Here is a 14,580-nt window from a genome sequence, read left to right on the forward strand (position 1 = left end):
CGGGGATGTCCGGGACGGGCGGCTTCGCCGTGTCGTGTGCGGCCGTGCCGGCAGCGACCGGCAGCGGTCGTCAGTGACGGTCAGCGCTCCAGGAAGGAGAACAGCTCCTCCCACCGGTCGGTGATCTCGGTGCTGGAGTAGCGCTTCACCGAACGGAAGGCGTTGTCCCCGAGCCGGTCGCGCAGCTCCCGGTCGGACATCAGCGCGTGCAGATGGCCGGCGAGCTCCATCGTGTTGCCCAGCCGGGCCAGCAGGCCGTCCTCGCCGTGCTCGACGATCTCCCGTACGCCCGGCGCGCAGTCGAAGGCGGCCGGAGCCACGCCCGCCGCCATCGCCTCCAGCAGCGTGATGGGGAAGCCCTCGGCGCGCGAGGCCTGCGCGAACACCGAGGCCTCGCGCAGCGCCCCGAGCACGTCGTCGGTGCTGCCCATCCATTCGACACTGTCGTCGAGGCCGAGCGCGGTGCAGTGCGCCCGCAGCGCCGCCTCCTCCACGCCCGCGCCGTAGATCCGCAGGACCCAGTCGGGGTGGTGCGGGGCGGCGTCCGCCCACGCGTCGAGCAGCAGGTCGACGCCCTTCTCGAAGGCGAGGCGGCCGACGCTCGCCACGACCTTCCCGGTGCGCGGAGCGGGGGTGTCGGGCATGAAGGGGATCGGATTCGGCATGCTGGCGACGTTCTCCATGCCCGCCCGGATCCACAGGTCCGCGTCCTCGGCGGTCAGCACCAGCAGCCGGTCGACCTCCGGGTAGTACCGGCGGACCCGCTCGCCGCGGGTGGACTTCTGGCTGGCCTCGAACGACTCGTGGCTCATGCCGATGACCGACAGCCCCTTGGTGTCGGCGAGCGCCACCCACTCCATCGCCCACACCTGGGTGACGATGACGACCCCGCCCGGACGGGCCCCGCGCAGCAGCTCGCTCAGCCGGTCCGCCTTGACCCGCATCTGCGCCCGGCGGGCCGCCTGGCGGCGCCGCTCGGGCGCGTTCAGCCGGCCCTTGATGCCGCGCAGCCGGCGCGCCGACGGCGGGTGGGCCTCGTACAGCGTGGTCGTCGCGTAGGGAAGGTCCTGCGGCAGCTTCTGCCGGATCTCCTCGGCGACCGGGGCGATGCCGACGACGTGCACCCTGTGCCCGCGGTCGGTGAACTGCCGGGCCATCTGGTGCGACCAGGTGGTCACGCCGCCGATCTCGTCGACGCTGTTGGAGACGATGAAGATGTCCCGGCTCACTTGCCGCTCCCGGTGAAGAACTTCTCGACGATTCTGCGGGCCGCGTCCCCGCGGTCGTACTCGCCGAACTCGGTGAGGAAACGCTGCCGCGCCTCCGCGTACTTGGCGTCCGCCTCCTCGAAGGCCGCCAGTGCCTGCAGGAGTTCGTCGGCGGTCGCCACCACCGGGCCCGGAGCCTTCTCCTTCAGGTCGAAGTACGTGCCGCGGATGTCGGTGGCGTACTTCTCGTAGTCGTACGCGAAGAACACCATCGGCCGGTCCAGGACCGCGTAGTCGAACATCACGGACGAGTAGTCGGTGATCAGTCCGTCGGCGAGGGCCAGCAGCGGGGTGATGTCGTGGTGCCGTGACACGTCGACGACCCGGCCGGCGACCGACGGCGGCAGCGAGACGCTGTTGAGGTAGTGGGTCCGCACCAGCAGCGTGAAGCGGTCGCCGAGCCGGTCCGCGAACTCCTCCACGTCGAAGGGGAAGGTGAAGCCCTCCACCGCGCCGTCCGCGCCCGCCCGGAAGGTCGGCGCGTACAGCAGCACCTTCTTGTCCGGGTCGATGCCCAGTTCCGCGGCGAGGGCGCCGCGGACCCGCTCGCCGCTGTCGACCTCGGCCCGGTGCGCCTCGACGAGGGCGTCGTTGCGCGGGTAGCCCGTGCGCAGCAGTACCTCGTCGCGCAGCCGGAAGCCCTTGGCGAGGGTGCGGGCGTCGTGCTCGGAGCGGATCAGGAAGTGGTCGAAGCGGTCGACGGCCGCCTGGAAGCGGGCCTGCCCGGCCCGGCCCTGCGCCTTGGTACGGGGCTCGTGGAAGCCCATCCGCTTGAGCGCGGAGCCGTGCCAGGTCTGGATGTACGTGGTGCCCGGCCGCTTGGCGAGGGCCAGCGGGAAGCCCTGGTTGTCGATCCAGAACTCGGCCTGGGCCAGGGCGCGCAGGTACTGCCAGCTCCAGCGCTTGACCAGGGTGGCCTCCTTCGGGAAGCCGGTGGGCTTGGCGCCCGCGTACGACCAGATCGCCTCGAAGGGCACGCCCTGGCGGACCATCTCCTCGTAGACGGCCTTCGGGCTGTCGCTGTACTGCTTGCCCATGTGGCTCTCGAAGACGACCGTGCCCTTCTTGATCGGCAGCTTCGAGAAGACCTCGTGGTAGATCTTCACCTTCTGCTCGCCGGAGCCCATGTTCCGGCGGGCCCGCAGCGCCTTGCGCAGCCCCCGCTTGACCACCCCGGCCGCCTTGCCCTGTATGGCGTTGTTGATCAGCGACTGGGTGCGGACGGCGGCGGCGCCCTCGGCGGTCAGGACGTAGGAGAGGTTGCCCTTCTTGGTCATCTCCGCCGCGAAGCGGTCGGAGACCAGACGGGTCAGCCGCGGCCGGACGCGCAGCCGGGCCGCCGAGTCCAGGTCGAGGCCGCCGACCGAGACGCGGGTGATGATCTTCTCGCCGCCGGCGGTCAGTCTGAGGCGGACGTCCCAGACGGCGTCGATGATGCCGAGGGGGCGGACGGTGCCGCCGATGTCGGCCGTGGTGCGCCACTCGATCGTGTCACCGGCGTGGCGCACGGTTGCCACCGGGAAGCTGAAGGAACGCACGCCGACCTGGCGGCGGGCCCGGAGCTCCAGCGTGGCCTTCAGCTCGGCGTCGTCGGCGATGCGGCCCAGCGGGTTCACGACGGTGCCGGACAGCGTGACGGTGCCGCGGCCGTCGTCCTCGTAGGAGGTGAGGCGGTTGCCCAGGGTGAGGGAGGGGAGCGGGGTGGTGTGGAAGCCCTGCTCGGTGACGTCCAGTATCCGGCGGGCCTCGGCGGCGTCGGGGCCGTCGAGGTGCTGTGCGCACCAGTAGACGCGGCCGTCGCGCTCGGCGAGCGGGGAGGTCAGCCGACCCTTGTTGATCATGGCGTCGGCGGCCGGGAGCAGGTTGTCCCAGTCCTCCTTGCCCAGCAGGTACGCGCAGATCGCCTGGAGGTGCGTGACGTGCTCGTACGCCTCCGGGTCGATGCCGGCGAGGTAGCCGTTGGCGAGGCCCGCGAACTCCTGGCGGTACTCGTCGCTCAGCAGCGGCAGGTCGCGCAGGTGCAGGACCAGGTCGTGCTTGAGGAACTTGGCGTCCTTGGCGGACTTGATGTCCGTGTGGCCCTTGGCCGCCAGCAGCTCGTCGACACGCCGGTGGATCTCCATCCGGTGGACGAAGTTCGCGATCTCGTGGCGCCGGTTGCTGATCGACTTGGCCGCGGCCTTCTCGACCACGTTCCAGAAGTACACGTGGTTGGGGATCAGCGTGATCCGCCGGGCCGCCACGTACGCCTGCGCGGAGAACAGCAGGTCCTCGTAGTGGATGCCGACCGGGAACTCCAGGCCCTGCTCCAGCAGGAACGCACGCCGGTAGCACTTGTTGGTGGAGAGCGTGTCGTAGACCAGCAGGTCCGGGAACTCGGTGATCGACTCCAGCGTGCGGGTGTGCGCGTAGATCCAGGGGTACCACTCGGTGGTCTTGCCCCACCGGTTGTCGAGGTGCACGCGTACGCACATGCCCGAGACCAGGTCGGAGCCGGTCCGCTCGGCGGCGGCCAGCATGTTCCGGCAGGCGTTGCGCTCCAGCACGTCGTCGCTGTCCAGGAACATCACGTACGTTCCGGTCGCCTGCTGGATGCCGTGGTTGCGCGGCGCACCGCAGCCGCCGCTGTTCTGCGGCAGCTGGAAGGCACGCACCCTCCCCGGGTGCGCGGACTCGAGTTCCTGGGCGACCGCGAAGGAGCGGTCCTGGCTGCAGTCGTCGACGATCACGACCTCGACACCCTGAAGTGTCTGGTCGAGAACCGACTGGACTGCTGTCGACAGACGCTCTGCGTCGTTGTAGACGATGACGACCACGGAGACGTCGGGCACGTGCACCTCGATCCCTTCGTTTCGTTCCGCTCATTCCGCTTATCCCGTCAAAGCTACCGTGTGCCGCCCTCGGCTCAGGCAGGGCGACTCTCGGCAGCCCCTCGCCGTGCATACTTCTAAGGAAGAGGTGAGAGGCGGGTCCGGTCGCCGACAATCACCCGTTCGGATCCAGCAGGAAGTGTCCATGACCAAGCTGTCCGTAGTTGTCCCCTGCTACAACGAAGAAGCAGTCATCGACCGGTTCGACTTGGAGATCCGCAAGGTCCTGGACGCCCTCCCCGTCGAGTACGAGGTCTGCTACGTGGACGACGGAAGTCGCGACGGGACCCTCGACAAGCTCCGGAAGATCGCCGCGGAACACGGCGAACAGACCCGCTACGTCTCCTTCAGCCGCAACTTCGGCAAGGAGGCCGGCATGCTCGCCGGCCTGCGCGAGGCCACCGGCGACGCCGTCGTGATCATGGATGCGGACCTGCAGCACCCGCCGGAACTAATCGCGACCATGCTGGAGCACCACCGGCAGGGCCACGACCAGATCATCGCCCGCCGCACCCGCGAGGGCGACAAGAAGGTACGCTCCGCGCTCAGCCGCCTCTACTACCGGGGCGTCAACCGCTGGGTCGACGTGGAGCTCACCGACGGCGTCGGCGACTTCCGGATGCTGTCCCGCCCGGCCGTGGACGCCCTGCTGTCCCTGCCGGAGTACAACCGCTTCTCCAAGGGCCTGTTCTCCTGGATCGGCTTCGACACCGTCCACTTCGACTACCGCAACGCCCAGCGCGAGGCCGGCGAGACCAAGTGGAAGTTCGGCTCCCTGCTCAACTACGGCATGGACGGCCTGATCTCCTTCAACAACCGCCCGCTGCGGATCGGCATCTGGTTCGGCGTGTCGCTGGTCGCCCTGACCGGGCTGTACGCGCTGTGGATCACGATCATGGCGATCACCTACGGCGTGGACTCCCCGGGCTACGTCACCCTTGTGGCCATCATCACGGGCCTGGGCGGCGTGCAGCTGATCATGCTGGGCCTCGTCGGCGAGTACATCGGGCGCATCTACTACGAGACCAAGCGCCGGCCGCACTTCCTGGTGAAGGAGTCGCACGGCTCCGCGCCCCCGCCGAGGACCGCAGGCACCACCTCGGCGGCGGAACCGACGATCGTGGAGCGCAGCGCCCGATGACCCGCAAGGAGCAGCTCGGCCAGGTATTCCGCTTCGCCCTCGTGGGCGGGGTCAACACCGGCACCTTCTTCGGCATCTACCTGCTCCTGCACCCGTGGATGCCGTACTTCGCCGCCTACTCGCTCGCCTTCGTGCTGGCGATGGTCGGCTCGTTCTTCATGAACACCTACTTCACCTACCGGACCCGGCCGACCTGGAAGAAGTTCCTGCTCTTCCCGCTGACGAACGTGACCAACTACGTCATCCAGTCCGCCGGCCTGTACGCCCTGGTGACCTGGGCGGGCATGGACACCCGGATCGCCCCGCTGGTCGCGGCGGTCGTGGCCATCCCGTTCACCTTCCTGCTGTCCCGCAAGATCCTCGTGCCCGGCGCCGCCCGGGCCGCCGGGGAGGAAGAGCGCCAGGGACGGACCAGGACCTCGTCCACGGTCTGAAACCCCTGAGCGGCTCCCGTCCGCCACCCCGTAGATTGAGGTGGCAGGCAATGAAGGCAAGGGGCAAGGGGAAGAACGTGTCAGCGGCTAGGCAAGGTGTCGTGGACGCCCGCAGGATCGTGGTCAAGGTCGGCTCCTCCTCCTTGACCACCGCGGCCGGCGGACTCGACGCCGACCGGGTGGACGCCCTCGTCGACGTCCTCGCCAAGGTCCGCAGCGGCGGTGAGAAGGAGATCGTCCTGGTCTCCAGCGGAGCCATCGCCGCCGGGCTCTCCCCGCTCGGCCTGCGCCGCCGGCCCAAGGACCTGGCCCGCCAGCAGGCCGCCGCCAGCGTCGGGCAGGGCCTGCTCGTCGCCCGCTACACCGCCTCCTTCGCGCGGTACGGCCTGCGCGTCGGCCAGGTGCTGCTCACCACCGACGACACCAGCCGGCGCGCCCACTACCGCAACGCGTACCGCACCCTCGACCAGCTGCTGGCCATGGGCGCCCTCCCGGTCGTCAACGAGAACGACACCGTCGCCACGGACGAGATCCGCTTCGGCGACAACGACCGGCTGGCCGCCCTCGTCGCCCACCTCGTCCGCGCGGACCTCCTCGTCCTCCTCTCCGACGTCGACGGCCTCTACGACGGCGACCCGTCCCAGCCCGGCACCACCCGCATCGAGGAGGTCCGCGGGCCCGAGGACATCGCGCACGTCTCCATCGGCAGCGCCGGCAAGGCGGGCGTGGGCACCGGCGGCATGGTCACCAAGGTCGAGGCGGCCCGGATCGCGGCCGCAGCGGGGATCCCGGTGGTGCTCACCTCCGCCAGCCAGGCCGCCGACGCCCTGGCGGGCCGGGGGACCGGCACCTTCTTCCACGCGACCGGGCGCCGCTCCGCCGACCGGCTGCTCTGGCTCCAGCACGCCTCGACCCCGCAGGGCCATCTGGTCCTCGACGACGGGGCGGTCAGAGCGGTCACCCAGCGCGGCAGCTCGCTGCTGCCCGCGGGCATCGCGGCCGTCGAAGGCGACTTCGTGGCCGGGGACCCGGTGGAGCTGCGCTCCGCCGACGGCCGCGCCGTGGCCCGGGGGCTCGTCAACTTCGACGCCAAGGAGCTCCCGCAGCTCCTCGGCCGCTCCACTCGCGAGCTCGCACGGGAACTCGGACCCGCGTACGAGCGGGAGGTCGTCCACCGTGACGATCTGGTCCTGCTCCAGGGCTGAGGTTCGGCAAAACCGCAGCGCGGCCGCCCGGGGACTGGTCAACTGTGATGGGCGGAGCAGGCGGACACGCGTAGCGGAGACAGGAGGCGGCTGGTGAGACGAGCGCTGACCAGCGTCGGTCCGGGGGACGGTGACGGCGGCGGCCACGAGCACGAACAGGACCAGGCCTCGCGCCTGTGGCACGTGACCCTGAGCGTCTCCGGCAAGCCGGCCCCGCTGTCCGAGGTCCGGCGGGGACTGGAGCAACTGGCCCATGACCACCCCTTCCTCCTGACCAGCCGGTACGCCGACGACCACGCGGAGATCCGCTACTGGGAGGAGGCCCGCGACCTCCACGACGCGGCGGCCGTCGCCCTGCGCCTGTGGGGCGAGCACCGCTCCTCGGCGCAGCTGCCGCCGTGGGAGATCGTCGGCCTGGAGGTCATCGACCGCCCCACCTACCACCTCCGCGTCGCGGAGGGCTACGGCCCGCCCCCGGCCCACCCCGTAGGCGTCCACCCGTACTGACCTCGAAGCCCCGCCGTCACCCTTCGAGCCCCGCCGGCGATCGAGGCCCCGGGGCTCCGGGGGCGGAGCCCCGGGGAAACGGCGGAAGGGCGGGGCGGGGAGCAGGCTCCGCGCGGCGGCGTCCCGCAGAGCCCGTCTCGCGGGATGGAAGCCCCACCGGGAGTGTGTCCCCGGCGCACTACCCTGGACGGCATGACCTCGCTCGATGCCACCACCGCCACCTCGCCCGTCCTCACCGCCGCGCACCGCGCCCGGACCGCCGCCGCGGCCATCGCCCCACTCCCGCGGTCCGCCAAGGACACGGCCCTGCTGGCGATCGCGGACGCGCTGGAGGCCCGTACCGCCGAGATCATCGCGGCCAATTCCGTCGACACGGACAAGGCCCGCACCGCCGGCACGAGCGAAACCGTCATCGACCGCCTCACCCTGACCCCGGAGCGCATCGCCGCCATCGCCTCCGACGTACGGGACGTCGCCGCCCTCCCGGACCCCGTCGGCGAGGTCGTCCGCGGCAGCACCCTGCCCAACGGCATCGACCTGCGCCAGATCCGCGTCCCCCTCGGGGTCGTCGGCATCATCTACGAGGCCCGCCCCAACGTCACCGTCGACGCCGCGGCGCTCTGCCTGAAGTCCGGCAACGCGGTCCTCCTGCGCGGCAGCTCCTCGGCCTACGCCTCCAACACCGCTCTCGTCGCCATCCTCCGCGACGCCGCCCTGAGCACCGGACTGCCCGCCGACGCGATCCAGCTCGTCCCCGGCGAGTCCCGTGACTCCGTCCGTGAGCTGATGCGCGCCCGCGGCCTCGTCGACGTACTCATCCCGCGCGGCGGTGCCTCCCTCATCAGGACCGTGGTCGAGGAGTCCACCGTCCCGGTCATCGAGACCGGTACCGGCAACTGCCACGTCTACGTCGACGCCCAGGCCGACCTCGACATGGCCGTGGACATCCTCATCAACTCCAAGGCGCAGCGGCCCTCCGTCTGCAACGCCGCCGAGACCCTCCTGGTCCACCGCGAGATCGCCGACGCCTTCCTGCCGCGCGCCCTCGACGCGCTCGCCGGCGCCGGCGTCACCGTCCACGGCGACCCGGCCGTCCTCGCAGCCGCCGAGGGCACCAAGGCCACCGTTCTCCCCGCCACCGACGAGGACTGGGCCGCGGAGTACCTCTCCTACGACATCGCCGCGGCCGTCGTGGACTCCCTCGACGACGCCGTCACCCACATCCGCCGCTGGACCTCCGGTCACACCGAGGCGATCGTCACCACCTCGCAGGCCGCCGCGCGCCGCTTCACCCAGCTGGTCGACTCCACCACCGTCGCCGTGAATGCATCCACCCGGTTCACCGACGGTGGCCAGTTCGGTTTCGGTGCCGAGATCGGCATCTCCACGCAGAAGCTGCACGCCCGGGGCCCGATGGGGCTTCCCGAGCTCACCTCCACCAAGTACATCGTCACCGGCGACGGTCACGTTCGGTAGTTCCACCACCCACCCCGGGTGGCCGGAATTCGGCATTCACCCTGCCCAACGGTGCCCCTCAGGTCTACGCTGTTCCCGTGCCGGACGACGTGGGGGGCAAGCCGTTCCCGGACGACGGGGAGCCCGACGACGACCGCGGAGGCGCGGAAGAGTACTTCGCCTCCGTGGTGTTCGACGAGGACTTCGTCCGGAACGCCGAGATTCATGAACCGAGCGCCGCCGAGCGCCAGCGGGCGGCCGACCGGGCGCGCGCGGAGGCGGAAGCCGCCCGTGCCGTCCCCGGCGGCTGGACGGGCGACGACGACCACGACGGCTACGGCTACGGCCACCCCGACGGGTACGACGCCGACGGATACGGCTGGGAGTACGGCGGCGACCACGAGCGGGGCCATGGCCACCCCGACGGCCCGTACGGGGCGTACGGCGGCAGCCTGCGCCCCTACCGAGGCCGCGCACCGTGGCTGCGGCCGGTCGCCTGGGTGCTCGCCTTCGTGATGGGCCTCGGCATGGTCGCGCTGGCCTTCAGCGCCGTCTACCGCAGTGCCTCGGGCGAAGCGGACCCCGCTCCGGCGCCCGCCAGCACCCCCGGGCGCGAAGTCACCGGCGTCGGCGCGTTTACGTACCCCTCAGTACGCCAACCCTGAAGGTACGACCCCGCTCGCGTCCGCCGGAGCTGGGGGCTTCTCTGAAGCGGGGACAGCGGGGAGAAGCGATGGCCGTGCCAGGAGATCCACCCAACGGCACCCCCGACGGTACCGGCGGGGGCGACGACGACTTCCGGTCGGACGAGTACCGGTCGGTGGTGTTCGACGAGGACTTCGTCCGTGCTGCCCGGCTCCAGGAGTACTCCGCCCAGGAACGCATGGGCGAGCACGCCCGGGCCGTCCGCAGCCGGTCCATCTGGTCCGGCGGTTCCACGCCCGGGACCAGCACCCCCGGCCGTGGCGCCCGGCAGGGCATGCTGCTCGTGCTGCTCATCGCCACGGCCTTCGCCGTCGCCGTCTACCTGGGGCTGCGCAACCCCTATGTGCCCCCGCCCGGCGGGCCCGCCCAGGCGCTCACCAGCACCGTGGTGCCGCTCGCGCCGGCCGCCGCCGTGCCCGGCGGGCTGCCGCCCGAGCTGTTCGCGAAGAGCCCCGCCGCCGACTACCGGGTCGGCGCGGCCGGCATCACCCTGCCCGCGGTGCGCCGCACGCACCACTTCACCGACGTCCAGGTCGTCACCGCGCTGTCCATCGCCAAGGACTACCTGGTGCAGTCCTCGCTGGACCCCGACGTCCTGGCCGGATCCGCCACCCGGCCCGTGCGCGTGCTGCTCGACCCCGACCAGCTGGCGCAGTTCGACCGCAGCATGACCTCGCCCTCCGGCGACGGCCGGCACGCGGTCACCGGCTGGCTGGTCCGCTTCGATCCCGCCACCGCCGTCATGGCCGACTCCCGGGTCCGGGTGAGCGGCACCCTCGCCTTCGAGGAGGTGGCCCAGGACGTCCTGGAGGTCACCACCGATCACACCTTCGTGTACGCCGTACGGCCGGCCACCGGGGCCCCGTCGGCGGCCGACGGCGCATCGCTCTTCACCGTCCGGCGCGAGCTGCGGATGCGCTTCGACCGCGACGACCTGAGCGCCCGCCGGCTGGAGCTGGCATCGGCCTATGTGATGGCCGGACCGCAGGACTGCTCCGCCGACCCGGCCGGGGGCTTCCGTCCGCTCCTGGCCGGGGCCGGCCCCACCACCGTGGGACCGGCCGCGAGCGACCCGTACGCCAGCGGTCAGCCCCGGCGCTCGGCCGGGCTGTGCGGCGTACTGGCCCCCTCCGCGACTCCGGGCGCCCCGGTCAGCCCTGCCCCGTAGCCCCGCCCTTGCCCCCGGAGGCCGTGTCCGTACCGGAGCCGCCACCGGACCCGGCACCGGCTCCGGTGAACTTGTCACGGAGCCTGCCGCCCATGTCGGCCGCCCCGCCCGCGATGTCGCCCACCAGCTTGAACAGCGGGTCCTTGCTGGTGCGCACGGAGTCCGCGTAGTGCGCGGCCGACTCCCGGAAGGAGTCCGTCACCGAGGTGTCCTTGTCCTCCTCGCGTCGCGGGTAGTGGCCGTCCATGACCCGCTGGTAGTCCCGGCTCTGCGACCACTTCTTCAGCTCGGCCGCCCGGACCGTGGTGAAGGGGTGCGTGCGCGGCAGCATGTTGAGGATCTTCAGCACGGAGTCCCGCAGGTCGCCGCCCTTCTCGTACTCGTCGGCCTGCTCCAGGAAGGCGTCCACGTTCATCTCGTGGAGGTGGTTGCCGCCCGCCAGCTTCATCAGGCCGCGCATGGAGGCGGTCACGTCCTGACCCACCAGCAGCCCGGCCCGGTCGGCCGAGAGCTCAGACTTGCGGAACCACTCCCGCAGCGCGGTCACCAGCGTCATGATCGCCACATTGCCCAGCGGGATCCACGCGACCTTGAGCGCCAGGTTCGTCAGGAACAGCAGGATCGTGCGGTACACCGAGTGCCCCGACAGGGCGTGGCCCACCTCGTGGCCGACCACCGCCCGCATCTCCTCCTCGTCGAGCAGCTCGACGAGGCTCGTGGTCACCACGATGATCGGCTCGTCCAGCCCGATGCACATGGCATTGGGCCGCGGGTCCTGCTGCACGTACATCTGCGGGACCTTCTCCAGGTCCAGGATGTAACAGGCGTCGCGGAGCATCGCGTGCAGGTGCGGGAACTGCGTCTCGCCCACCCGCACCGAGTCCGACAGGAACAGCAGCCGCAGGCTCCGCTCCGGAAGGAGACCGCTGAGGGCCTTGAAGACCGTGTCGAAGCCGCTCAGCTTGCGCAGCGCCACCAGGGCCGAACGGTCCGCCGGGTGCTCGTACGCCCGCGAGGAGATTCCGGGGAACCTCCTGCGGTCCCGCGCCGGTACCTTCTCGAAACCCGTCTCCGTCATTGCGCCCTCCCCTGATGGAACTGCCGGACCATGCGTCTATCCTCTCCAACGCCTGAGTCGGCGCGAGCGTGCCCCGGGCACCCGCATACGATGTGAGCGAAGTCTCCGCCCGCTCCCCGACTCGATAGGTACCTGCCTGATGAGCCTCTCCTCCACCGCCCACAACCTGGTCGTCCTCGCCTCGGAGGGGGCCGAGCAGCACGGCGGCAACCACGACAGCCTCAACCCCTACGTGACCGGCGGCGCCGCCTTCATCATCCTGATGCTGATGCTCTGGGTCACCACGCGTCTGAACCGCGACCGCTAGTCGAACCGGCCCGCCGGGCCAGTAGGCTCTGCGCTCATGGGAGAGCAGGAGACGCCTACCGGTCCGGTCAAGCGCCGGCTCGGCGTGATGGGCGGGACATTCGACCCGATCCACCACGGACACCTGGTGGCCGCCAGCGAGGTGGCCGCCCTGTTCCACCTCGACGAGGTGGTGTTCGTGCCGACCGGTGAGCCGTGGCAGAAGTCCCAGCGGGCCGTCTCGCCCGCCGAGGACCGCTACCTGATGACGGTCATCGCCACGGCGTCGAACCCGCAGTTCTCGGTGAGCCGCATCGACATCGACCGCGGCGGACCGACCTACACGATCGACACCCTGCGGGACCTGAAGGCGCTGAACGACGACGCCGACCTGTTCTTCATCACGGGTGCCGACGCGCTCGCCCAGATCCTGACCTGGCGGAACGCCGACGAGCTCTTCTCGCTCGCCCACTTCATCGGAGTCACCCGGCCGGGCCATGTGCTCACCGACGACGGGCTCCCCGAGGGCGGCGTCTCCCTGGTAGAGGTGCCCGCACTGGCGATCTCGTCCACGGACTGCCGCGCACGGGTCGCCCAGGGTGATCCCGTCTGGTACCTGGTGCCGGACGGCGTGGTGCGCTACATCGACAAGCGTGAGCTGTACCGGGGAGCCTGAGCTTCCGGAGAGAGGGGCCCCGCGGTGAACGACCGACAGGATCAGTACGGCCGATACGATCCGCATACAGCCCACGAGCAGCAGCTCATCGGCTACGACGCGTACGGGCGGCCGGTGTACGGCCGGGCGCCCGCGCAGTCCGCCCCCCAGTACGAGCAGCAGCAGGGCTACGCCTACGACTACCAGGACTACGGGCAGCAGCAGCAGTACTACCAGCAGCAGCCGACGGCCCAGGAGTACGGGCAGCAGGAGTACACCCAGGCGCCCTCCTACGGGTACGACGCGCAGCAGAGCCCCCAGCAGGCCCCGCAGCAGACGCAGCAGCAGGCCCAGCAGTGGATCCCGCAGCAGACGGCGCCCGAGCCGGCGCCGGCCGGGCAGCCCGCCTCCCCGGCGCAGCGGCCGGCCGCCCAGGTCCCCGAGCCGCGCCGGCCCGAGGGCGGGTCCGAGGCGGGGCGGGACTACCGCACCGAGATGTTCGCCTTCATCGACCAGCCGGACGAGGACTCCGAGGACGTCATCGACTGGCTCAAGTTCACCGAGAGCCGCACCGAGCGCCGCGAGGAGGCCCGCCGCCGCGGCCGCAACCGGGTGGTCGCGCTCATCGTCGTCCTGGCGGTGTTCGTCGTCGCCGGCCTCGGCTACCTCTGGTACGCGGGCAAGCTGCCGTTCCTCGACGGTCCCGGGAAGAAGACCGCCGCCACCGCGGAGGCCGGCGCGCAGAAGCGCGACATGATCGTCGTACATCTGCACAACACCAAGAAGGGCGGCACCTCCTCGGCGCTGCTCGTCGACAACGTCACCACCAAGCAGGGCGCCACCGTCCTGCTGCCGAACACCCTCGCCCTCACCGGCCAGGACGGGACCGCCACGGCACTCGGCAAGGCGGTCGGGGAGGGCGGCCTCGGCACCCGCGAGGCTCTCGACTCCGTGCTCGGCACCCGCATCGGCGGCACCTGGCGCCTGGACACCCCCTTCCTGGAGAACCTGGTCGAGCTGGTCGGCGGCATCGAGGCCGACACCGACACCGCGGTCCCGGCCGACGACGCGGCCAGGACCCCGGCCGTGGGCCAGGGCCAGAAGCAGAGCCTGAGCGGCCCGATGGCCGTCGCGTACGCCACGTACCGCGCCCAGGGCGAACCGGAGGCCAAGCAGCTGGAGCGCACGGGCAAGGTGCTCCACGCGGTCCTGCGCAAGTTCCCGAGCGACCCGAAGGCGGGGGCGGTCACGGTCGAGAGCATCGGCCAGATCCTCGATCCCGCACTGAACGCGCAGACCCTCGGGACGATGCTGTCCAAGCTCGGCGCGCACGCCAAGGTGGGCGCCTACCGCACCGACGTCATCGCGGTGAAGCCGGACGGGACGCTCACGGACGACGCCAACAAGAAGGTCGTCAAGGAGGTGCTCGGCGGCTCCGCTGGCGCGGCGCAGCCCGGCGCCAGCCCGCGCGTCGGTCTCAAGGACGCCTCCGGCGACGAGAAGACGCAGGTCGCGGCCAAGGCGGCGCTGATGAACGGCGGCTACGCCTTCGTGGACGGCGGCAAGGCCGACAAGACCGCGGCCGCCTCGCAGATCACCTACCAGGACGACGCCCAGCGCGACCGCGCGATCGAGGTCGCCAAGACGCTGGGGTTGCCGGAGACGGTCGTGAAGAAGGCCGAGAACGTCGTGAACGCCGACGTGGTGGTGATCCTCGGGAAGGACTACAAGGCCCCCTGACCGGGCCGCGGCCCGGTCGGCAGGGGGCGCTCGCGCCCGCGCGGAACGTTCCGCGCGGGCGTCGTCGGC

General features: G+C 71.2%; 13 protein-coding genes. 10 read left to right on the plus strand and 3 right to left on the minus strand.

Going from position 1 to position 14,580, the window contains the following annotated elements; translation table 11 throughout:
* Positions 1–80: 80 nt before the first annotated feature.
* Positions 81–1,229, minus strand: coding sequence for a glycosyltransferase (locus AAT21_RS01700; RefSeq protein ID WP_046774918.1), 1,149 nt, complete (start codon positions 1,227–1,229; stop codon positions 81–83).
* A complete protein-coding gene (locus AAT21_RS01705) occupies positions 1,226–4,105 on the minus strand; it encodes a bifunctional glycosyltransferase/CDP-glycerol:glycerophosphate glycerophosphotransferase (RefSeq protein WP_046774919.1) in 2,880 nt (959 codons plus the stop codon). The genes AAT21_RS01700 and AAT21_RS01705 overlap by 4 nt, the downstream gene beginning before the upstream one ends.
* A 178-nt stretch (positions 4,106–4,283) precedes the next feature.
* Between AAT21_RS01705 and AAT21_RS01710 the strand changes: the two genes are divergently transcribed.
* The 7 genes from AAT21_RS01710 to AAT21_RS01740 all read left to right on the plus strand — a co-directional run bounded on the left by AAT21_RS01710 (position 4,284) and on the right by AAT21_RS01740 (position 10,753).
* A complete protein-coding gene (locus AAT21_RS01710) occupies positions 4,284–5,279 on the plus strand; it encodes a glycosyltransferase family 2 protein (protein WP_046774920.1) in 996 nt (331 codons plus the stop codon).
* Positions 5,276–5,713 (plus strand): GtrA family protein, encoded by a 438-nt coding sequence (locus tag AAT21_RS01715; RefSeq protein ID WP_046774921.1) that lies wholly within the window; start codon positions 5,276–5,278, stop codon positions 5,711–5,713. The genes AAT21_RS01710 and AAT21_RS01715 overlap by 4 nt, the downstream gene beginning before the upstream one ends.
* A 77-nt stretch (positions 5,714–5,790) precedes the next feature.
* Positions 5,791–6,918, plus strand: a complete 1,128-nt coding sequence (gene proB / locus AAT21_RS01720; protein ID WP_079025440.1) for a glutamate 5-kinase — start codon at positions 5,791–5,793, stop codon at positions 6,916–6,918.
* A gap of 105 nt (positions 6,919–7,023) precedes the next feature.
* Entirely contained in the window at positions 7,024–7,425 is a 402-nt protein-coding gene (locus AAT21_RS01725; protein ID WP_386390950.1) for a hypothetical protein, read from the plus strand.
* A gap of 192 nt (positions 7,426–7,617) precedes the next feature.
* Positions 7,618–8,901 carry a glutamate-5-semialdehyde dehydrogenase gene (locus tag AAT21_RS01730; RefSeq protein ID WP_046774924.1) on the plus strand — a complete coding sequence of 428 codons (1,284 nt, stop codon included), beginning with the start codon at positions 7,618–7,620 and terminating at the stop codon, positions 8,899–8,901.
* A gap of 77 nt (positions 8,902–8,978) precedes the next feature.
* Positions 8,979–9,545 (plus strand): SCO2584 family spore wall biosynthesis protein, encoded by a 567-nt coding sequence (locus tag AAT21_RS01735; protein WP_046774925.1) that lies wholly within the window; start codon positions 8,979–8,981, stop codon positions 9,543–9,545.
* Positions 9,546–9,613: 68 nt separating this feature from the next.
* Positions 9,614–10,753, plus strand: coding sequence for an SCO2583 family membrane protein (locus tag AAT21_RS01740; protein WP_046774926.1), 1,140 nt, complete (start codon positions 9,614–9,616; stop codon positions 10,751–10,753).
* On the opposite strand, the gene AAT21_RS01745 is transcribed toward AAT21_RS01740, so the two are convergent.
* On the minus strand, positions 10,737–11,831 hold the full coding sequence (locus tag AAT21_RS01745; protein WP_046774927.1) for a M48 family metallopeptidase: 1,095 nt from the start codon (positions 11,829–11,831) through the stop codon (positions 10,737–10,739). The genes AAT21_RS01740 and AAT21_RS01745 overlap by 17 nt on opposite strands.
* 139 nt (positions 11,832–11,970) lie before the next feature.
* Here AAT21_RS01745 and AAT21_RS37880 point away from each other — a divergent pair, with 139 nt between their 5' ends.
* From AAT21_RS37880 to AAT21_RS01760, 3 genes are read left to right on the plus strand one after another with little or no spacing between them, the layout of a single operon-like run.
* Positions 11,971–12,138, plus strand: coding sequence for a hypothetical protein (locus AAT21_RS37880; RefSeq protein ID WP_037661433.1), 168 nt, complete (start codon positions 11,971–11,973; stop codon positions 12,136–12,138).
* A gap of 36 nt (positions 12,139–12,174) precedes the next feature.
* Entirely contained in the window at positions 12,175–12,792 is a 618-nt protein-coding gene (nadD, locus tag AAT21_RS01755; protein ID WP_030760999.1) for a nicotinate-nucleotide adenylyltransferase, read from the plus strand.
* Between the two features lie 24 nt (positions 12,793–12,816).
* On the plus strand, positions 12,817–14,511 hold the full coding sequence (locus tag AAT21_RS01760) for an LCP family protein (protein WP_046774928.1): 1,695 nt from the start codon (positions 12,817–12,819) through the stop codon (positions 14,509–14,511).
* Positions 14,512–14,580: the final 69 nt, after the last annotated feature.

It is taken from the genome of Streptomyces yangpuensis, assembly GCF_001005295.1.
In the GTDB taxonomy this organism is placed as follows: domain Bacteria; phylum Actinomycetota; class Actinomycetes; order Streptomycetales; family Streptomycetaceae; genus Streptomyces; species Streptomyces yangpuensis.